Consider the following 19,550-nt stretch of genomic DNA (forward strand, 5'->3'; position numbering starts at 1 on the left):
CCCCTCCTGTAGGTGATGTCAGACGACTCGAACACACGGCGACGGTTCCTGCAGGCGACTGGTGCGGCAGCGACTCTGGCCATCGCCGGGTGTAGTGGCGGTGGCGGCGGGGATACGACGACCGAGAGCGGCGGCGGCGAGACCACCGAGAGCGGTGGGGGAGAAACGACCGAGGGCGGGTCGATGACCACCGAAGGCGGGTCGATGACCACCGAGAGCGGGAGCATGGAGGTTCCCCAGGAGGTCAGCGACTACCTCTCCGACACGAGCAACTTCGACGGCTCCATCGAGGATATGACCGGGAGCGGGAGCGTCACCGTCGACGTCGGCGCCGAGGGCAACAACGGCAACTACGCGTACTCGGCGCCGGCCATCGCCGTCGACTCGGGGACGACCGTCACCTGGAGCTGGACCGGCCAGGGACAGACACACAACGTCGTCGCCGAGGGCGGCGACTTCGACTCCGGCGACCCCGTCGCCGAGGAAGGGACCGAATTTCAGCACACCTTCGAGGAGGCGGGCGTCTACCGCTACTACTGTACCCCCCACAAGGCGCTCGGCATGAAGGGCGCCGTCATCGTCGCCTAGAGTACTCGCGACACCACTGTTTCGGCCGCGACGGCAGCTATCAGTGTTTTACCAACACAATACTCTTCGGTGAGCGCGGAGCCACCCGATCGGCGAACGGGCGTCCGATTTCGGTTTAGGTCCGCCAAAAAGCGAGCGAGGGCGCTCCGGTGCTGGCACACTGTTCCCAGAAAGTGAAAAGACGACGCCATTATATTGTGCCCCCCACACATATTCGCGTACGTCATGTCCGACGATAGTACGAACTCGCGGCGACGGTTCTTACACCTCGCTGGCGTGACGGCGCTGACGGCCGGGCTCGCCGGCTGTGGTGGTGGTGGCGGCGGAGACGGGGAGACGACCGCCGATGGCGGCGGGGAGACGACCGCAGGTGGTGGTGATACGCCCACCAGTGGCGGTGGCGAGACGACGACGAGTGGTGGGAGTAGCGACGCCGAGGTGCCCGAGGCCTACCGGACGGCAACGGCCCAGAACGGCCAGCAACGGGACCCGGACAATCTCGTCGCGCCGTCGGCGCTCAACTATCAGGAAGAGCCGAACAACGGCAACCAGTGTTCGGGCTGTCAGTTCTACATCCCCGACCAGAACGGCGACGGGATGGGTGCCTGTACGCTGATCACCGGAATGGTCGACCCGCAGGGCTGGTGTAACAGCTACGCGGCCTACGAAGGGAGCTAGCGGGACCGAGCGGAAACCAGCCCACTTTTGCGGACGGGCGCCGTCCCGTCGGTCAATGGCAGACCTCGACCTGGAACTCGCGGGCCCCGAGACGGTCCCCGACGTCGCCGACGACGGCACCTGGCTGACCTGTATCGAGTGCGGGGAGCAGTTCGCGCCGTTCGACGACGTGATCTACACCTGCGCCGAGTGTGACGGCCTGCTCGAAGCCCGCTACGCCGACCGCCCCACCTTCGAGGACTTCGAGGGACGCGGCGTCTGGCGATACAGCGCCGCCCTCCCCTTCGAGGAGGGTGTCACCCTCCCCGAGGGCGACACGCCACTGCACGAGGTACCGCGGCTGGAGGAGGAAGTCGGCGTCCGCAACCTCCGCATCAAACACGAGGGGATGAACCCCACCGGTTCGTTCAAGGACCGCGGCATGACCGTCGGCGTCCGCGTCGCCCAGGAGGTCGACGTGGACCGCCTCGCCTGTGCCTCGACGGGCAACACCAGCGCCGCGCTCTCCGCGTACGGCTCCCGGGCCGGGCTGGAGACGCTCGTGCTCCTCCCCGAGGGGAAAGTCGCCGCCGGCAAGATCGCCCAGGCCGCGCTCCACGGCGCGCGCATCCTCGAGGTCGACGGCAACTTCGATTCCTGTCTCGACATCGTCCAGGACCTCGCCGACCGGGACGAGGCGTACCTGCTGAACTCGCTCAACCCGTTCCGCCTGGAGGGCCAGAAGACCATCGGCTTCGAGATACTCGAACGCTTCTACGAGGACGAGGGCCGCTACCCCGACCGTATCGTCCTGCCCGTCGGGAACGCCGGCAACACCGCGGCGCTGTACAAGGCCTTCCGCGAACTCGTCCAGTCGGGCGCGCTCGCGCCCGGCGACGTGCCCAAGCTCACCGGCGTCCAGGCTGAGGGAGCCGCCCCGATGGTCGAGGCCATCGAGGAGGGCCGCGAGGACACCCGCCGCTGGGAGGACGTCGAGACCATCGCGACCGCCATCCGCATCGGCAACCCCGTCAACGCGCCCAAGGCACTGCCGGGCATCCGCAACACGGGCGGCACCGCCGTCGCCGTCTCCGACGAGGAGATCACCGAGGCACAGCGGGCCATCGCCGGCGAGGGCATCGGCGTCGAACCCGCTTCGGCGGCCTCCGTCGCCGGTCTCCGAAAGCTCCGCGAGCGGGGCGAGATCGGCGCCGGCGAGGACGTGGTCTGTCTCACCACCGGCCACCTGCTCAAGGACCCCGACGCCGCGGCCGAAGCCGGGAGCGACCCGGAGCCGGTCCCCAACGACACGGACAAGGTCCTCGCACACCTCCAGGGTCGGGACGTGGGCAGCGGCCTCCTCGGGAAGCTCGTCGGCCTGCTCCGCTGACCAAAAACCGCCGGACACCGACGGTGTCGTCCGCCCGTGCGACTGGCGTCTGACTGGGCTTTTTGTCACTGGCACACACACGTTTTCCTCCCGAGATGGCACCCGAACCCACCCAGGCGGAGCTCCAGGGGACGACGGCTCGCGAGCGGGGGGAGGCGACGGTCGTCGTGAGCGACCGCCACCCGCCGGTCGCGGCGACGTTCGGCGCACGCGACTGGTCACAGGCCGTCCGCACCGAGCGGGCCCTCCTCCAGGCACGGATCGACGCCCTCGAACGAACGGTCGAACACAAGGACAGACGGTTACAGGAGGTCGTCGACCGCTACGAGCAGGTGCTCGACGAGCGGGAGCGGCGGCGGCAGGCGGCGACCGACCGGCCGGTCGGCGGCGTCGAAATCGAGTTCGAATCGGAGACGAAGGCGAGCCGGTTCGCGCGTCTCAAGCGGTGGCTGTCCGACCGCTGGTAGTCATTCCGCGGCTTCTGCGGTTTTCGCGTCCCGTTCCTCGTCCTCGGCGGCACCGTTGAGCGAGATGTAGCTCACGTCGATGACGCGTTCGTCGTCGAGGATGGCGTCGAGCACGTCCTGGCTCGGCGGGTCGTCGAGGTTGTAGACGGACAGCGCCTCGCCGCCGATGGTCTCGCGACCGTTGAACATCGACGCGATGTTGACGTCGTGGTCGCCGAGCGTGGAGCCGATGAAGCCGATGACGCCGGGCACGTCGTCGTTGCGCGCGACGAGCATGTGGCCGTGCGGGATGGCGTCGACGCGGTAGCCGTCGATGCGGACGATCCGTGGGTCCTCGCCGGCGAACTGCGTGCCGCAGACGCCGACCTCCTCGTCGCCGTTCTTGACCGTTACGGTCACGAGGCTCTGGAAGTCCTCGGACGTTCGGCTCTTTGACTCCACCACGTCGATGCCGCGCTCCTCGGCGATCCGCGGGGCGTTGACGGCGTTGACCTGCCACTCCAGGGGCTCGAAGACGCCCTTGAGCGCGCTCGCCGTCACGAGGTCGAGGTCCTCCTCGGCGATGTCGCCGGCGTAGGAGACCTCCACTTCCTCGACGCGCTCGTCGAACAGCTGGACGGCGATCTTGCCCGCCGTGTCCGCGAGATCGATGTACGGCCGGACCCGCGGGAAGGCGGACTCGTCCATCGACGGCGCGTTCAGTGCGTTCATGACCGGCTCGCCGCGGAAGGCGGCGATGACCTGGTCGGCGGTGGCCGTCGCGACGTTCTCCTGTGCCGCCTCGGTGCTCGCGCCGAGGTGGGGCGTGACGATAACGTCCTCAACGTCGAGCAGTGGGTTGTCGGGCTCGACCGGCTCCTGGCCGAACACGTCGACGGCGGCCCCTTTGAGGGTGCCGTCCTCGACGGCCTCGGCGAGCGCCGGCTCGTCGATGATGCCACCGCGGGCACAGTTGACGACGTAGCCCCCGGCGAGCTGGGCGAGCTCGTCCTCGCCGATCATGTTCTCGGTCTCGGGGGTCAGGGGCGTGTGGACGGTGATGACGTCGGCCCGCTCCAGACAGTCGGTGAGGTCGTCGGCGAGGTCGGCGCCGAGCTGGTCGGCGCGCTCCTCGGAGATGTAGGGGTCGAACGCGACGAGGTTCATGCCGAGGTTTCCGAGACGCTTTGCGACCTCCTGGCCGACGCGGCCGAGGCCGACGATGCCGAGGGTCTTGCCGTTGAGTTCCGTCCCGAGGAACTCGCCTTTTGCCCACTCGCCGTCCCGGAGGCGCTCGTGGGCCTGCGGGATGGAGCGCGCGGTGGCGAAGGCCATCGCGACGGTGTGTTCGGCGGCGGCCCGGACGTTGCCCTCCGGTGCGTTGGCGACGATGACACCGTGTTCGGTCGCGGCGTCGATGTCGATGTTGTCGACGCCGATGCCGGCACGGCCGACGATGACGAGGTCGGTCGCCGCCTCGAAAAGCGCCTCGTCGACCTCGGTGCCCGAGCGCACGATGAGCGCGTTCGCGTCTGCCACCGCATCGAGCAGTGCCTCACCCTCCGCCTCGTACTCCGTTTCCACGTCGTGGCCCGCCGCTCGCAGGCGCTGGAGGCCCGCGTCGGCGATGGGGTCCGTAACGAGTACCTTCATGCGCGAACCATTCCAGTCGGCGGCCATAACCCTTTCCTCATCGACTCGTCGTCGAATCACCCGCGAGCGGAGTTGTGGGAGTGGTTTTCACACACGACCGGCCGGATCGGCAGTCGCTCGCCCGGCGAAAGCCGCCGGAACGAGCGTTTGATGTAGGGGGACGCGCTACGGGAAAGCGTGTCAGGACAGGGGGCCGAGAACGAGGCGTCGACGCCGCTGGACCCGGCGGCACTGGACCCAGGGACCAGTGTCCTGCTGGCCGGGCCGGCGATGACCGGGAAGCGGCGGCTCCTGTTCGATCTCGTCGGTGGAAGCCCCGACGAAGGGGCGATCCTCGTCTCCACCAAGCGCGACGCCGACCGGTTCCGCCGGGAGTTCCTCGAAACCCGGGCCGACCCGGAGGGCTGGGAGACCCGGGTCGTCGACTGCGTCTCGAAGAGCCGGTCGGTCAGGGGAACCCGGGACTCGGCGACGACCAAGTACGTCTCCAGCGCAGGGGACCTGACCGGCATCGGCATCGCCACCTCCGGGTTCATGCGGGAGTTTCACCACGAGAGCAGGGAGGCCCGCTTCGGCCTCCACTCGCTGTCGACGCTTTTGATGTACGCCGACCTCAAGCGGGTCTTCCAGTTCTGTCACGTCATGACCGGGCGGATGGAGACCGCGGGCATCTCCGGCGTGTTCTCGCTCGATACGACCGCTCGCGGGGCCGAGTCACTGGACGTGCTCAAGGGCCTGTTCGACGCGATGGTCGAGGTCCGGGACGCCGAGGAGGGGCCGGAGTGCCGCGTCCGCGGCGGCGAGTTCGGCCCCCGGCAGTGGACGCCCTTCTAGTCCAGGTGGTCCGCGACGAGGTCGACCAGGGGCGCCTCCGAGCGGTCGAGGACGAACACGAACCCGGACCACTCGCGGTAGGGGAAGTGCGCGACCAGCGCGTTCCCGTAGAACCGCACCGTCGAGTCGAGCGTCCCGAAATCGAAGAGCGCGCTCTCCGTCGCGGGGTCGCCCAGCCCCTTCATCACGAGCGTCTCGACGCGAGCTTCGAGTTCCCCCGGCGAGAACGACTCGGCGACGTCCTCGCGGGCGAACAGGACCTCGTAGTCGTCGGCCGTGTACCGGATCGCCAGCCGCAGCGAGGCGTCGGTCTCCTCGCGCAGTTCCTCGATGAGCGGCTGGACGTCCTCGTCGACGTCGTCCAGTTCCGTCTCGTCGATCTCGTCGAGGTCCGCCGGCGGGTCCGCGACGTCCTCGGGTGGCGTGTCGGCCATCGGTGGATGGTGCACGCGAGCGGGCATAAACGCCCCGGCGAAACCGGGAGCTTTGAAACCCCGGACCGCGAACCCGGTCCCATGACCCTCGTCGCCTTCGACTTCGACGGCACGCTCTCGGACTCCGAAATGACCGTCCTGCTCGGCGAGCGCTGTGGCGTGGCAGCGGACATGGAGGAGATCACGGAACGGGCCATGAACGACGAGATCGAGTACGCGGAGAGCCTCCGGGAGCGGTGTGCCCTGCTGGAGGGGCTCCCACAGTCGGACGCCGAGGCCGCCTTCGACGAGGTCGTTTTACGGCGGGACGCCGACCGCGTCATCGAGAACCTAAACGAGGCGGGCCACCACACCGCCGTCCTCACCGGGGGCTTCGAGCGCGGCGTCGAGCGCGCACTGGAGAAAGCGGGCGTGACCGTCGACTCCATCGTCGCCAACCGCCTGCCCATCGAAGACGGCGAACTCACCGGCGAGGTCGAGGGGCCGCTCATCGAGGGCACGAAAGACGACGCGCTCGAAGACCTCGCGGGGACCGTCGGTATCGACGTGGCCGACACCGTGGCCGTGGGCGACGGCGCGAACGACCTCCCGATGCTCGAAGTCGCCGGCCTCTCGGTCGGGTTCGACCCGAAACCGGCCGTCGAACCGGCCTGTGACATCGTCGTCCTCTCGATGTCCGAACTCCAGGGCGTCCTCGAAGGCGAGGGCGTGCTGACGCCCTGACCCTGCCCCTCGGCGTCACCCGCCCCCGTCCTCGTCCAGCGATTCGGCGGCCTCGACGACGCCCGCCGCGAGTTTGTCGCTGGCCCGGCGGAGGTTCTTGGAGAAGCCGGTCCCGGAGATGCCCGCCTCGGCGCCGAGTTCCTGCAGGTCGGCCCTGCGGGGGGTCTCGAAGTAGCCCGCCTCGAACGCGCGCCGGAACGCGCGGTACTCCGTCTCGGTCATGTTCCGGATGCTGTCGAACAGCGCGTTGGCCGCCGAGACGTTCTGGATCACGTCGATGTACTCCTCGCGGGTGACGACCTCGTGGGAATCGATATCGAAGTCGTAGGCGTCGTCCAGTTCCGTGAGGGCGGCGTCGGCCTGGTCGGACGTGTCGAACCCGAGGTACCACTTCTTGTGGCCGTCGTCGACCTCGAACGGCGCGGTCAGGTACCCCTCGTGACGCCGGACGGCCTCCATCCCTCGCGTCGGGTCGGTACAGTTCTTGACCACCGCCGTGTCGTCCCACTTCGAGATGAGGTGACAGAGGTTGACCGAGTCGTAGCTCTCGAAGGCGTCGAGGGCCCGCTCGACGCGTGCGCCGTCGGTCCCGTCGACGAACATCCGGGTCTTCAGCTTCCCCTTCGACTCGACGAAATCGGAGTACAGCCCGGTCATGGTCACGTCACAGTCGTCCGAGGCGCGGATGTACGGACAGTCCGCCTGCTGGATGTCGAGGGTCAGCGAGATCATGGCTTGGGTGGTGATTGCATACCAATCGTCGTGCGAACACTTAGTGGTTGGTCCCGGACTCGTGGGCGCTCGCCGTCGCCTCCCGGTCCACGAGGAACTGCAGGTCGAAGGTCAGGACCGTCTCGCCGTCGCCGTTGGTCACCGTGCAGTCGAGGCGGACGACGCCGGCGTCGTCGCGGCTGTCGAGGGGGCGGCACTCGGCGACCTCGGCCGTGACGGAGACGGTGTCGCCCACGAACGTCGGTCGCGGGAGGTCCATGTGGGTCATGCCGAGAAAGGCCTGAAGCGTGCGCTCGAAGACGCCCGTCCGGAGGAAGAGGCCAACGGCGACGGCGTAAGTGAACGGGCCGTGGACGATGCGCTCGCCGAACTGCCCCCGCTGGGCGTAGTCGGCGTTGGTGTGGAGTTCGGTCCAGTCGGCGGTGAGGCCGGCGTGCATCACCACGTCGGCCTCGGTGATGGTCCGGCCCGGCGTCTCGAAGGTATCCCCCGGCGTCAGGTCGTCGAACGTCCGGGGTTCGTAGCTGTAGCTCACACCGAGTGGTACGGCCAGCCGGCCAGTGAGGTTCGGGGTTGGGTATCCAACGTCGGGGAATTTGCCCCTCCTGGTCATCTATCCTGTATGCGCAGGGAACTGCTCGTCACGGACTTCCTCGACCGCGCCAGGACGTACTACGGCGACAAGGAGGCGCTGCTCGCCACCACCGGCGAGCGATTCACCTACGGCGAACTCGGCGACCGCGCCGACCGCGTCTCGGCCGCCCTCCAGGACCGCGGCATCGAGAAGGGCGACCGCGTGGCCGTCCTCGACCCGAACACCCACTACCACATGGAAGCCGCCCACGGCATCATGCAGGCCGGGGCCGTCCACACGCCGCTGAACTACCGGCTCACGCCGGCGGACTTCGAGTACATCCTGAACGACGCCGACGTGGCCGCCATCTACGCCGACCACGAGTACGCCGACCGGATCGAGGCCGTCCGCGATTCGGTCCCGACCGAGACGTTCGTCACGAACGACACTGATGCCGTCGAAGGAAACTGGGAGTCCTTCGAGGAGATGCTGCTGGAGGCCGGCACCGACTACCACCGCCCCGAGATGACCGAGGACGAGATTATCACCATCAACTACACCTCCGGGACGACGGGCGACCCGAAGGGCGTGATGCGGACCCACCGGACCGAGACCATCCACGCCTACCTCATCTCGATCCACCACCACATCTCCGACGACGACGTGTACCTCTGGACCCTGCCGATGTTCCACGCCAACGGCTGGGGGCACATCTTCGCCCTGACGGGCCTGGGCGCCCGGCAGATCTGCACCCGCGGGGTCGACGTGGCCGAGGTGTTCGAGACCGTCGTCGCCGAGGACGTCTCCTACATGTGCGCCGCGCCGACCGTCCTCGACATGCTCATCGACCACTACGAAGCCCACGCCCCCGAGACGACCGGCGACCGCGACGTGCGCATCGCCACGGGCGGCTCGGCCCCGCCGGAGGCGACCATCCGGACCATCGAGGACGACATCGGCTGGCACCTCCAGCACATCTACGGCGCGACGGAGACCGGGCCGCTGACGCTCACCTCCGACTTCGGCCGGTTCTACGACGAGAAGAGCGCGGACCGCTTCGGCGTCAAGAAACGCCAGGGCATCGGCTTCCTCGGGACCGAGATCGACGTGGTCGACGAGGACGGCGACTCCGTGCCACGGGACGACGAGACCATCGGCGAGATCGTCATCCACGGCAACCAGGTGATGGAGGGGTACCGGAACAAGCCCGAGGCGACCGAGGAGGCGTTCACCGACCGCCGCGAGGGGTGGTACCACTCCGGCGACCTCGCGACCGTCGACGAGGACGGCTTCGTGAGCATCAAGGACCGCAAGAAGGACATCATCGTCTCCGGCGGCGAGAACATCTCCAGCGTCGAACTGGAGGACGCCCTCTACGACCACTCCGCGGTCAGCGCCGTCGCGGTGATTCCGGCCCCGAGCGACGAGTGGGGCGAGACGCCCAAGGCGTTCGTCGTCCCCGACGGTGGCGACCCCGACGACCCCGGCGTGGACGCCGACGAACTCACCGCGTTCACCCGCGAGAACCTCGCGAACTACAAGGCCGTCACCCGCGTCGAGTTCGTCGCGGAACTCCCCACCACCGCGACCGGCAAAGTCCAGAAGTACGAACTCCGGGAGCAGGAGTGGGAGGACGAGGAGTCGATGGTCGGACAGGGGTGAGCGCGCCGCCTCCCGAATCCGAGTCGCCCACCTGCTTCGCCCCGTCATCGACTCGCCCCCCGTCCGCTACGGTCCGCCGCCCACCTGCTTCGGCCCGCCCGCGATTCACCCCCGCGCGATACCGTCCACCATCTGTCTGCTTCGGCCCTCCCGCGACTCGCCTCCCCCTGCTTCCCGCCGACGCTCAGTCTCCGCTTGCCGGCTTCCGTGCGAGGATCGTCACCACCGGCCAGCCGCCGGGCCGGCTGTCCCGCTCGACGGTCTCGATCTCGAACCCCGCGGCTTCGAGGTGGCCGCGGGCGTCGATGGGTCGGCAGCCGACGAGCGCGAAACCCGGAATCCGCTGGTAGGCCCATTCGTAGGCCTGCAGGAACGGCGATTCCGGGACGTCGTGCATGTCCATCGTGACGACACAGAGGCGGCCACCGGGGGCGAGCACTCGGAACAGTTCCGCACGGACCGTCTCGAGGTCGGCTCGGCCGAACAGTTCCAGCACGTCGGCCGCGAAGACGGCGTCGAGGGACGCCGCCGGAAGGGGCAGTCGACGCATATCCCCGCGGACGAACGAGACGCGCGGCGCGACGCCGTGTCGCCGGCAGTGGGCCCGTGCCTCGGCGAGCATCCCCGGCGCGGCATCGAGGGCGACGACCGACCCGGCCGCGCCGACGCGGGCGGCGAGGTGTGGGAGGGTCAGTCCGGGGCCACAGCCGGCCGATAGCACCCGCTCGCCGGCCTGCAGGTCCAGTACCGAGAGCGCACGCCGCTTCGAGGGTGCCTCGACCCGGGCGACGGTCCGGGCGTACGCGCCCGCGATGCGGTCGTAGACGGACTGGATCCGCTCGTTGTCGACCGGCACTCGGAGAGCCCTCCGGGTCACGACGCGGACCTCGGCCGCCAGGGGATTGGGCCTTTCCCCGCCGGCGGTTCGGCGTGGCGACCACACACGCGCGGTAACCATTATCATAGTTCGGTCCTTGCCCCCGTGCATGTCTCTCGAAGCCGGCCCGCCCGCGTGGCTGGACGCGGGCGCGTCCCCGGCAGGACTGGCGAGCGACGACGTGGCGTTCACGGTGACCGACCACGGCGCGCGGTTCGTGGCGGACGCGGCCGACGCGCGGGCGCTGGCCGACGACCTCGCGCCGGCGGCCGCGACCGTGGAGAAACTGACCGGGAGCCTCTGTCCGGACTGTCTCGCCGCCGGCGACCGCGCAGGGATGGTGGTCCCGATGGCCGTCTACGAGCACGACGGGGAGATCCGCCTCCGGAAGCGGTGTCCGGACCACGGCACCCAGTCCGACGTGGTCTGGCGCGACGCCGAGAGCTACCACCGCGCCCGGCGATGGGACGAGCGGGCGCGCCACCCCGCCGTCCCGGACCGGGCGACGGGCGGCCCGGAGGCCGGCGAGACGGGCTGTGACACCGGCGGCTGCTGTGGCTCCAGCGTCGCCACCGGCATCGGCAACATCACCGTCACGAACCGCTGTGACCGCTCCTGTCACTACTGTTTTTTCTACGCCGAGTCGGGCGAGCCACTTCACGAGCCGACCACGGGGGAAGTCCGGGAGATGGCAGCAACACTGGCCGCGGACGGCGGCATCGGCGCGATCCAACTGACCGGCGGCGAGCCGACCGTCCGCGAGGACATCGTCGACCTCGTTGCCATCGCGAGCGAGTACGCCGACCAGGTCCTCCTCAACAGCCACGGCGCACGGTTCATGCACGACCCGGACCTCGCACACCGCATCAGCGACGCCGGCGCGCGCGGCCTCTACACCAGTTTCGACGGCGTCGACCCGGAGACCAACTACAAGAGCTACTGGGAGTTCCCCCACGCCCTGTCGGCCTGCCGGGACGCGGGGATGTGCGCGATGCTCGTCCCGACCGTCGTCGGCGGTTGGAACGACGACCAACTGGGCGACGTCGTCCGCTTCGGCGCGGCCAACGCCGACACCGTCTGTGGCGTCAATTTCCAACCAGTTTCCTTCGTGGGCAGACTCTCCGAGGAGCTGCGGGCCGACCAACGCGTGACTATCTCGGACGTGATCGACCGGATCGAGGACCAGACCGGCGGTGCCGTGCCACGGCAGGCGTGGCTCCCGCTTCCGGTGTACTACACCGTCTCGGAGTTCCTGCGCCAGTGGACCGACGAGGGGCTCTACGGCGTCACCAGCAGTTACACGAGCTGGATGATGACGATGGTGTTCCGCGACGGGGACGAACTGGTCCCGATCACCGACGTAGTTGACGTGGCGGGCCTGCTCGCCGCTATCCGGGACGTGATCGACGACTACGGCTGGACGCCGGCTGGCCTCGACAAGGCCCGGGCCGGCAAGCGACTGCTCGGCGAACTCGGGGACCTGCTCGGCCCGCAGGCCGACGACCTCGACGTCTCGACGCTGGTCCGGGAGGCCATCGACGGGGACTTCGCCGCGAGCGTCGGCGACCTCTACGACGACGTGCTCCCGCTCGGCGTCCGGCACTTCCAGGACCCCTACAACTACGATCTCGACCGCGTCAGCGACTGCGACGTGCACTACGCGATGCCCGACGGCGAGGTCGTCCCCTTCAGCCTCTACAACGTCGTCCCGGAGCGCTACCGGGACCGGGCGAAGGCAGCGCACTCCATCACCGTCGAGGAGTGGCTCGACCGCGACTACACGAGCCTCGAATCGGCCGGCGACGACCGCCGGATCCGCCGCGGCGAGGACGTGATCGACGCCGACGGCGCGGGCGAAGGCGTCTTCGGCGCCGACCTCACCTACGACCGGGAGTTCGACGCCGAGACGCGCGAGACGGTCGAACGGGCCTACACGGCCTCGGTCGAGGACCTGGATCCCGTCTGGTCGGTCGTGTGAGAACCCGATTCCGCCGGGGTCGCCGACCGAACGCCCGGACACTCAAGACGCCGGCGTACCACGTCCCTGTATGACCGAAGCGACGGCCTTCTCGCTCCGGAACGTCGGGGCCGGTCCGGACCCGTTCTCGCTCGTGGACGTCGACGCCGACTTCGCCGTCGTCTGTTTCCAGCGGGACTACCACTGCACGAACTGCCGGAAGCAGGTGCAGGCGTTGGCCGACCAGTACGACGCGTTCCGCGAACGCGGCGCCGAGGTGCTCTCCATCGTCCCGGAACCGCCCGAGCGCCTCCGGGAGTGGCAAGAGCAGTACGACCTCCCGTACCCCCTGCTCGCGGACCCGGAGGCGACCGTCGGGGACGCCTACGACCAGCCCGTGCGGTTCGGCTTCCTCGGCGGATTGAGCGACTTCCTGGGGCGGATGCCCGCGGTCGTCGTCCTCGACCTGCGTGGGGAAGAACCCGACGTCGTCTACGAACAGCGCGGCAGTTCGACTTTCGACAGGCCCGACATCGAGGACCTGCTGGCGGCACTCGACGAGGCGCGGACAGGGTGAACACCCGGCCGGCGTCCCGCGCCGTTACCTGCCTCGATAGGCGACACCGTGTGACGTGGTACCGTGGAAAAGGATTTACCCGATGACGGCGAACGGGGCGGGTATGGACGGAGACACGCGCAACCTCCTGCTGACGACCGGTGGCGTCGTCCTCGGCCTCGTGGTGATGCTGTACGGCGTCTCGCTGACCGCCGGGGAGTCGCTGACCGTCTTCACGATAATCGGCGGGGGCATCGTCCTCCTCGCCGTCGGCGTGCTGACCGCCTGGGAGATGGGCGGCGAGGGCGAAGCGGAGGCACACGGCGAAACCCACGCGGAGTGAGATCGGCGGCCGTGAGAGTGCCGGAACCGCAAGCTTCATGGTATGGCATACCATACCATAGGGTGAGCGAGGTGATGGCACAGTCTATCGACCGACCGTAACCGACATCGACCGTCGTACAGCCCACGAACACCCGTCGTAGCTCGTGTTCCTGCCGTGCCCGTGGTTTGGGATGCCTCACTCTCGTCCGGTCGGCGGACGGCGGTGGCCGCTCACTTCGTCGCCCAGGCGATCGCCTGCTGGAGGTCATCCTTGATGTCCTCGACGCCTTCGAGGCCCACCGAGAGACGGACCATGTCGTCGGTGACGCCGGCGGCTTCCTGTTCCTCGTCGGTGAGCTGCTGGTGCGTCGTCGAGGCCGGGTGGATGATGAGCGTCTTCGCGTCGCCGACGTTGGCGAGCAGGCTGGCGATCTCCGTGCTCTCGACGGTCGCTTTCGCGGCCTCGTAGCCCTCCTTCAGCCCGAAGGCCAACATCCCGCCGTAGCCGCCGTCGAGGTACTCGCTGGCGTTGTCGTGGGTCTCGTGGTCTTCGAGGCCGGGGTAGGTGACCCAGGAGACCTGCGGGAGGTCCTGGAGGAACTCCGCGACCGCCATCGCGTTCTCGCTGTGCCGGCGCATTCTGGTCGGGAGGGTCTCGACACCCTGGAGGGTCTGCCAGGCGTCGAACGGTGATTGCTGGTTCCCCATGTCGCGCAGGCCGCGGGCGATGGCGGTGTAGGTGAAGGCCTGGTCGCCCATCGCCTCGGCGAAGTTCACGCCGTGGTACGCGGGGTTGTCCTTCGCGATCTCGGGGTACTTGTCGGCGTGAGCGAGCCAGTCGAAGTTCCCGCCGTCCACGACGACGCCGCCGATGGTCGTCCCGTGGCCGTGAATCCACTTCGTCGTCGAGTTCCAGACGAGGTTCGCGCCGTGTTCGATGGGGCGACAGAGCGCCGGCGTCGCGAAGGTGTTGTCCATGAACAGCGGCACGCCGTGCTCGTCCGCGATGTCGGCGAGCCGTTCGATGTCCGGCGTCACCAGCGCGGGGTTGCCGATAGTCTCGCAGTGGATGTACTTCGTGTTCTCGTCGATGGCTTCCTCGTAGGCCTCGTAATCGAGCGTGTCGACGAACCGCACCTCGACGCCCTGCCGGGGCGCGGTGTGCGTGTAGTAGGTGTAGGTCCCGCCGTACAGCGACGAGGCGGTGACGACGTTGTCGCCGGCGTCCGCGAGGACGAAGTCGGTGACGTTCAGTGCCGCCATCCCCGAGGCGGTGGCGACGGCGCCGGACCCGCCTTCGAGCGCGGCCAGTCGCTCCTGGAGCATCTCGACGGTGGGGTTCATCAGCCGGGAGTAGATGTACCCCGGTTCCTCCAGGGCGAACTGGCTCGCGGCGTCGTCGGCGTCCTCGAAGACGTACGAACTGGTCTGGTAGATCGGCGGCGCCCGGGCACCCGTGGCCGGGTCCGGTTCTTCCTGTCCCACGTGCAGGGATTTCGTCTCGATGGAGTCATCCTCGTCTGCCATATCGGCGGCGATACACGGGGTAGGCCGTTATAGTTGTGCCAACCCGCGAGAACCGCGGGTATCTCTGACGCGACGCCGCGTCCGGGGGCGGTCTCGGCGGGGCCGCCGTCAGCCGTGCGTCTGACGCGGAGACACGTATTTGTCGCCGTCCCACGAATTGCCGGGTATGTCGGGCCTCCGTCGACGACTCGCCGGGACGGTACTGGAACCGATCAGCGACCACCCCCTCCGGGCGGCGGGCGGGGTCTGTGCCGTCGTCGCCGCCGCCGTCGTCTGGGTCGGCGTGACCGCCGGCGCCACGGGCCAGTCCGCCGGCGCGGCGGGCGGGGACGTGACGCTCGCGGCCGTCGCCGAGTACGCGGCCGCCCACCCCGCCTACCCCGCCGCGGTTCTCGTCGGCCTGGCCGTCCTCTTTTTCGCCGACTGACCGCGACCGCTCCGGTCGCGTCAGTCCGAGAAGAGGCTCGTGTGGACGGGCGCGAAGTCGCTGCCCTCGTCCTCGGTCTCGGCGGTGTCGGTGACGGCCTTGCCGGCGACGCCGTCCTCGAGGAAATCCGAGAGCGGCGGCCCGACTTTCTCGGGTTCGACGAGGAAGGCGTCGTGGCCGTGGTCGGACTCGACGACGTGGTGGGCGACGCGGGCTTCCGTCTCCCGAACGGCTTCGGCCAGTTCCTCGGCCTGCTCGGTCGTGAAGTGCCAGTCGCCGGTGAAGGACATACAGAGCGCCTCGCCCTCGAAGGCGGCGATGGCGTCGGCGTCGCTCTCGAACCCGGCGGCGAGGTCGTAGTTGTCCATCGCCCGCGTCAGGTAGAGGTAGGAGTTCGCGTCGAAGCGGTCGACGAACTTCTCGGCCTGGTAGTCGAGATACGACTCCACGTCGCGGTAGGGGAAGAACGTCCCGGCGGCGTCGGTCGGGAACGAGCGCATGGCGTCCCGCCCGGCCGCGCGGCGGCCGAACTTCTTCTCCATGGACGCCTTCGAGAGGTACATGACGTGGCCGATCTGGCGGGCCAGCGCCAGCCCGTCTTTCGGGGCGCTGTCCGTGCTGTAGTACTCCCCGCCCTGCCAGTCGGCGTCGGTGGTGATGGCGCGGCGGGCGATGGCGTCGAGCGCGAGACACTGCGGATCGAGGCGCGCGGCGGCCGCGATGGGGACGACCTTCTCGACGTGGTCGGGGTGGCGTTTCGCCCAGTCGACGGCGTTCATACCGCCGACGCTCCCGCCGACGACGGCGTGGAGGGCGGGAATCCCGAGTTCGTCCAGCAGGAGCCGCTGGGCCTCGGTCCAGTCGCCGACCGTGACCGCCGGGAAGTCCGTGCCGTAGGGCTCGCCGGTCTCGGGGTGTTCCGAGGCCGGTCCCGACGAACCGTAACAGGACCCGGGAACGTTCGCACAGACGACGTAGTACTCCGTCGTGTCGATGGCTTTCCCCGGGCCGACGATGTCGTCCCACCAGGCGCGGGCCTGTCCGGCGGTGCCGTCGGTGCCGCGGTGGCCCGCGACGTGGGCGCTGCCGGTCAGTGCGTGACAGACGAGGACGGCGTTGTCGCCCGTGAACTCGCCGTAGGCCTCGTAGGCCAGTTCGAGGTCCGGGATGGACTCCCCGCACTCGAACTCGAACTCGCCCACCGAGACCGTGTCGCGTTCGACCTCCATCATGTGGCCTCCGTGATAGCGCGCTCCAGGTCGGCCACGATGTCGGCCTCGTCCTCGATACCCACCGAGAGCCGCACGAGGTCGGGCGTGACGCCGCTGGCGCGCTGTTCGGCCTCCGAGAGCTGTGCGTGGGTCGTGCTGGCGGGGTGGACGACCAGCGTCTTCGCGTCGCCGACGTTGGCGAGGAACTGGCCGAGTTCGACGGACTCACAGAAGTCCCGGCCGGCCGCGAAGCCGCCGTCGAGCCCGAAGGCGATCATCCCGCCGTAGCCACCGACGGACGAACCGTCCGTCGAGGCTCGCGATCCGCTGGATCGCCCACCGCCGTCGAGGTACTCGCTGGCGTTGTCGTGGGTCTCGTGCCCCTCCAGTCCGGGATAGGTGACCCAGGCCACCTCGGGGTGGTCACGCAGGAACTCCGCGACGGCCATCGCGTTCTCGCAGTGGCGTTCCATCCGGAGCGAGAGCGTCTCGGTACCCTGGAGGGTCTGCCAGGCGTCGAAGGGCTTCTGCCCGTCGCCGAGCGCGCGGAGGGCGCGGTAGCGGGCGGCGGCGGCGAACGCGCGGTCGCCGAAGTGGTCGCTGAAGTTCGTGCCGTCGAAGGCGGGATTGTCGGCACCGATCTCGGGGAACTTCTCGGGGTGGTCGCCCCAGGGAAATGAGCCGCCGTCGACGAGGACGCCGCCGACGGTCGTGCCCGAGCCGTGAATCCACTTCGTCGTCGACTCCCAGACGATGTCCGCGCCGTGGTCCAGCGGGGTGCAGAGCGCGGGCGTCCCGAAGGTGTTGTCGACGAACAGCGGCACGTCGTTCGCCTCGCAGACGGCGGCCAGTTCGTCGAAGTCCGGCGTGATCAGCGAGGGATTCCCGATGGTCTCGCAGTGGACGTAGGCGGTGTCGTCGTCGATGGCGTCGTCGTAGGCGGCGTAGTCGAGGGTGTCGACAAAGCGGGTCTCGATTCCGCGCCGGCGGGCGTTGTGCGAGAGATAGGTGTGGGTCCCGCCGTAGATGGAGGACGCGGAGACGACGTTGTCGCCGGCCTCGGCGAGGACGCTGGTGGCGGCGTCGAGCGCGGCCATCCCACTCCCGGTCGCCACGGCGCCGACGCCGTTCTCCAGGGCGGCGAGTCGCTTCTCGAGGGTCCGCACGGTGGGGTTGTGAAAGCGCGAGTAGATGTTGCCCTCGCCCTCCAGCGCGAACAGGTCCGCGGCGTGCTCGGCGTCCTCGAAGACGTACGAGGTCGTCTGGTAGATCGGCGGGGCGCGGGCCCCCGTCGCCGGGTCCGGCTCCTCCTGCCCGGCGTGGACACAGCGCGTCCCGAACCCGAAGTTCGCGTCGGTCATGTATGACACTCATATATCTCAAAGCTTCTATAACCACGAGTTACGGCAATATTCACAGTGTCAGAAAATACCACGCAAGGCTCGTGCGGTCGGCGCCTCCGGCGGCCGCCGCGGACGGTATCAAAACTACCATGCCACCCGGCCGAGAGGGAATACGTACTCAGGTGATTCCGGTGACGAAAAAACAGGAGTACACAGGCGATTACCCGGAGAAGACGCTCTATCTCCCGGGGCCGACGGAGGTGCGCGAGGACGTGATCGAGGCGATGGCCGAGCCGATGTTCGGCCACCGCATGGACCGCATGACCGACCTCTACACGACCATCGTCGAGGACACCAAGGACTTTCTCGACACCGACCAGGAGGTCATCGTCCTCACCGCCTCCGGCACGGAGTTCTGGGAGGCCACCACGCTCAATCTCGTCGAGGACCGGATGCTCGTCCCCACCTCCGGCGCGTTCAGCGAGCGCCAGGCCAACGTCGCCGAGCGACTGGGCAAGACCGTCGATCGTATCGAGTACGACTGGGGCCAGGCCGTCAAGCCCGACGACATCCGCGACGCCCTCGAAGCGAGTGACGAGGGCTACGACGCCGTCGGCATGGTCATGAACGAGACCTCGACGGGCGTCCGGAATCCGGTCGAGGAGATCGGCGACCTGCTCGGTGACTACCCGGACACCTACTTCGTCGTCGACGCCATTTCCTGTCTCGGCGGCGACTACGTCGACATCGAGGACCACAACATCGACTGCATCTTCACCTCCACGCAGAAGGCCTTCGCCATGCCGCCCGGACTCGCCGTCTGTACCGTCAGCGACGACGCCTACGAGCGCGAGGTCGAGAAGGGCGATTCCTCGTGGTACGGCGGGTTCCGGCGCACGCTCGATTACTACGACCGGAAGGGCCAGACCCACTCGACGCCGGCCATCCCGATCATGCTCGCCTACCGCAAGCAGATGAAACACATGCTCGAAGAGGGCCACGACGCCCGCGACGAGCGCCACCGCGAGATGGCCGAGTACACCCGCGACTGGGCGCGCGAGCACTTCGACCTCTACCCGGAGGGCGGCTACGAGTCCCAGACCGTCACCTGCGTCGAGAACACGCGCGGTATCGACGTGGCCGAGACCGTGGAAACCGTCTCCGAGGAGTACGACTTCGTCTTCTCCAGTGGCTACGGCGACATCGGAGAGGAGAGCTTCCGCATCGGCCACATGGGCGAACACACCGTCGAGAGCGTCCGGGAACTCACCGACGCCATCGAGGACGTCGCCGGCCTCTGAACGGGCGTCGCTCTCGCTGACGAACTCACTCCTCGCCGACTTGCCGGGTCGCGTATGGGTGTCCGAGTCCGAGCGTCACGACGTGTAGCCCGACGAGCACCAGCAGGGCCAGTCCCTCGGCGCGGCTGTCGACGCCGGCGGCGAGCACCGGAATGTAGAGGAACGGGAGGGGGATGGCGACCCAGAACGCCGCCGCCGTCACGAGCGCGGCCACCCGCTCGGAGAGCCACCGCTCGGCGTCGCCGACCGCCAGCAAACCGTCACGGGCGGTGGACAGGAGTCCCTGCCCCCACCGACGCAACCCCCTCGGCATTCGATTCGACCGACGCGTTCC

The 19,550-nt window shown here is 68.6% G+C and carries 21 protein-coding genes; 12 read left to right on the forward strand and 9 right to left on the reverse strand.

Annotation, left to right across the window (positions count from 1 at the left end; all coding sequences use genetic code 11):
- Positions 1 to 15 precede the first annotated feature (15 nt).
- From MUG96_RS17730 to MUG96_RS17745, 4 genes are all read left to right on the forward strand, one after another.
- Entirely contained in the window at positions 16 to 588 is a 573-nt protein-coding gene (locus MUG96_RS17730) for a halocyanin domain-containing protein (RefSeq protein WP_246984921.1), read from the forward strand.
- Positions 589 to 813: 225 nt separating this feature from the next.
- Positions 814 to 1,266: a high-potential iron-sulfur protein gene (locus MUG96_RS17735; protein ID WP_246984923.1), complete on the forward strand. Its 453-nt coding sequence runs from the start codon at positions 814 to 816 to the stop codon at positions 1,264 to 1,266.
- A 55-nt stretch (positions 1,267 to 1,321) separates the two neighbouring features.
- Positions 1,322 to 2,635, forward strand: coding sequence for a threonine synthase (gene thrC, locus MUG96_RS17740; RefSeq protein ID WP_246984925.1), 1,314 nt, complete (start codon positions 1,322 to 1,324; stop codon positions 2,633 to 2,635).
- 95 nt (positions 2,636 to 2,730) lie between these two features.
- Complete coding sequence (locus MUG96_RS17745) at positions 2,731 to 3,102, forward strand: hypothetical protein (protein ID WP_246984928.1); 372 nt, start codon at positions 2,731 to 2,733, stop codon at positions 3,100 to 3,102.
- Here the strand turns inward: MUG96_RS17745 and serA are convergent, their stop codons facing one another.
- Positions 3,103 to 4,734, reverse strand: a complete 1,632-nt coding sequence (gene serA / locus MUG96_RS17750) for a phosphoglycerate dehydrogenase (protein WP_246984930.1) — start codon at positions 4,732 to 4,734, stop codon at positions 3,103 to 3,105.
- Between the two features lie 177 nt (positions 4,735 to 4,911).
- Here serA and MUG96_RS17755 point away from each other — a divergent pair, with 177 nt between their 5' ends.
- On the forward strand, positions 4,912 to 5,568 hold the full coding sequence (locus tag MUG96_RS17755; protein ID WP_246984931.1) for a DUF7504 family protein: 657 nt from the start codon (positions 4,912 to 4,914) through the stop codon (positions 5,566 to 5,568).
- Here the strand turns inward: MUG96_RS17755 and MUG96_RS17760 are convergent.
- A complete protein-coding gene (locus MUG96_RS17760; RefSeq protein ID WP_246984932.1) occupies positions 5,565 to 6,002 on the reverse strand; it encodes a DUF7522 family protein in 438 nt (145 codons plus the stop codon). The two genes, MUG96_RS17755 and MUG96_RS17760, sit on opposite strands and share 4 nt — an antisense overlap.
- An 81-nt stretch (positions 6,003 to 6,083) precedes the next feature.
- Here MUG96_RS17760 and serB point away from each other — a divergent pair, with 81 nt between their 5' ends.
- On the forward strand, positions 6,084 to 6,725 hold the full coding sequence (serB, locus tag MUG96_RS17765) for a phosphoserine phosphatase SerB (RefSeq protein WP_246984933.1): 642 nt from the start codon (positions 6,084 to 6,086) through the stop codon (positions 6,723 to 6,725).
- 15 nt (positions 6,726 to 6,740) lie between these two features.
- Here serB and MUG96_RS17770 read toward each other — a convergent pair whose 3' ends face one another.
- Entirely contained in the window at positions 6,741 to 7,457 is a 717-nt protein-coding gene (locus tag MUG96_RS17770) for a helix-turn-helix domain-containing protein (RefSeq protein WP_246984934.1), read from the reverse strand.
- Positions 7,458 to 7,497: 40 nt separating this feature from the next.
- Complete coding sequence (locus tag MUG96_RS17775; RefSeq protein WP_246984935.1) at positions 7,498 to 7,992, reverse strand: MaoC/PaaZ C-terminal domain-containing protein; 495 nt, start codon at positions 7,990 to 7,992, stop codon at positions 7,498 to 7,500.
- An 87-nt stretch (positions 7,993 to 8,079) separates the two neighbouring features.
- Between MUG96_RS17775 and MUG96_RS17780 the strand changes: the two genes are divergently transcribed.
- Positions 8,080 to 9,693, forward strand: a complete 1,614-nt coding sequence (locus MUG96_RS17780; RefSeq protein WP_246984936.1) for a long-chain-fatty-acid--CoA ligase — start codon at positions 8,080 to 8,082, stop codon at positions 9,691 to 9,693.
- A gap of 184 nt (positions 9,694 to 9,877) precedes the next feature.
- Here the strand turns inward: MUG96_RS17780 and MUG96_RS17785 are convergent, their stop codons facing one another.
- Entirely contained in the window at positions 9,878 to 10,549 is a 672-nt protein-coding gene (locus tag MUG96_RS17785) for a class I SAM-dependent methyltransferase (protein ID WP_246984938.1), read from the reverse strand.
- A gap of 130 nt (positions 10,550 to 10,679) precedes the next feature.
- Here MUG96_RS17785 and tes point away from each other — a divergent pair, with 130 nt between their 5' ends.
- The 3 genes from tes to MUG96_RS17800 all read left to right on the forward strand — a co-directional run bounded on the left by tes (position 10,680) and on the right by MUG96_RS17800 (position 13,426).
- Positions 10,680 to 12,548, forward strand: a complete 1,869-nt coding sequence (tes, locus tag MUG96_RS17790; protein ID WP_246984939.1) for a tetraether lipid synthase Tes — start codon at positions 10,680 to 10,682, stop codon at positions 12,546 to 12,548.
- A gap of 70 nt (positions 12,549 to 12,618) precedes the next feature.
- Positions 12,619 to 13,104, forward strand: coding sequence for a peroxiredoxin family protein (locus MUG96_RS17795; RefSeq protein ID WP_246984942.1), 486 nt, complete (start codon positions 12,619 to 12,621; stop codon positions 13,102 to 13,104).
- A 103-nt stretch (positions 13,105 to 13,207) separates the two neighbouring features.
- Positions 13,208 to 13,426, forward strand: a complete 219-nt coding sequence (locus tag MUG96_RS17800; RefSeq protein WP_246984944.1) for a hypothetical protein — start codon at positions 13,208 to 13,210, stop codon at positions 13,424 to 13,426.
- Between the two features lie 212 nt (positions 13,427 to 13,638).
- On the opposite strand, the gene MUG96_RS17805 is transcribed toward MUG96_RS17800, so the two are convergent.
- Positions 13,639 to 14,934, reverse strand: coding sequence for an O-acetylhomoserine aminocarboxypropyltransferase/cysteine synthase family protein (locus tag MUG96_RS17805; RefSeq protein WP_246984946.1), 1,296 nt, complete (start codon positions 14,932 to 14,934; stop codon positions 13,639 to 13,641).
- Between the two features lie 166 nt (positions 14,935 to 15,100).
- Here MUG96_RS17805 and MUG96_RS17810 point away from each other — a divergent pair, with 166 nt between their 5' ends.
- Positions 15,101 to 15,361, forward strand: a complete 261-nt coding sequence (locus MUG96_RS17810) for a hypothetical protein (protein WP_246984947.1) — start codon at positions 15,101 to 15,103, stop codon at positions 15,359 to 15,361.
- 20 nt (positions 15,362 to 15,381) lie between these two features.
- Here the strand turns inward: MUG96_RS17810 and metX are convergent, their stop codons facing one another.
- Positions 15,382 to 16,590, reverse strand: coding sequence for a homoserine O-acetyltransferase MetX (metX, locus tag MUG96_RS17815; RefSeq protein ID WP_246984950.1), 1,209 nt, complete (start codon positions 16,588 to 16,590; stop codon positions 15,382 to 15,384).
- The gene (locus MUG96_RS17820) at positions 16,590 to 17,933 is read right to left on the reverse strand and encodes an O-acetylhomoserine aminocarboxypropyltransferase/cysteine synthase family protein (protein WP_246984953.1); all 1,344 of its coding nucleotides are present in this window, start codon (positions 17,931 to 17,933) and stop codon (positions 16,590 to 16,592) included. Before MUG96_RS17820 ends, metX begins: the two co-directional genes overlap by 1 nt.
- 173 nt (positions 17,934 to 18,106) lie before the next feature.
- On the opposite strand from MUG96_RS17820, the gene MUG96_RS17825 reads away from it, so the two are divergent.
- A complete protein-coding gene (locus MUG96_RS17825) occupies positions 18,107 to 19,216 on the forward strand; it encodes a pyridoxal-phosphate-dependent aminotransferase family protein (RefSeq protein WP_246984956.1) in 1,110 nt (369 codons plus the stop codon).
- A 25-nt stretch (positions 19,217 to 19,241) separates the two neighbouring features.
- Here the strand turns inward: MUG96_RS17825 and MUG96_RS17830 are convergent, their stop codons facing one another.
- On the reverse strand, positions 19,242 to 19,529 hold the full coding sequence (locus MUG96_RS17830; RefSeq protein WP_246984959.1) for a DUF8028 family protein: 288 nt from the start codon (positions 19,527 to 19,529) through the stop codon (positions 19,242 to 19,244).
- Positions 19,530 to 19,550 lie beyond the last annotated feature (21 nt).

Origin of the sequence: Halorientalis marina (genome assembly GCF_023028345.1) — an archaeon.
Classification (GTDB): domain Archaea; phylum Halobacteriota; class Halobacteria; order Halobacteriales; family Haloarculaceae; genus Halorientalis; species Halorientalis marina.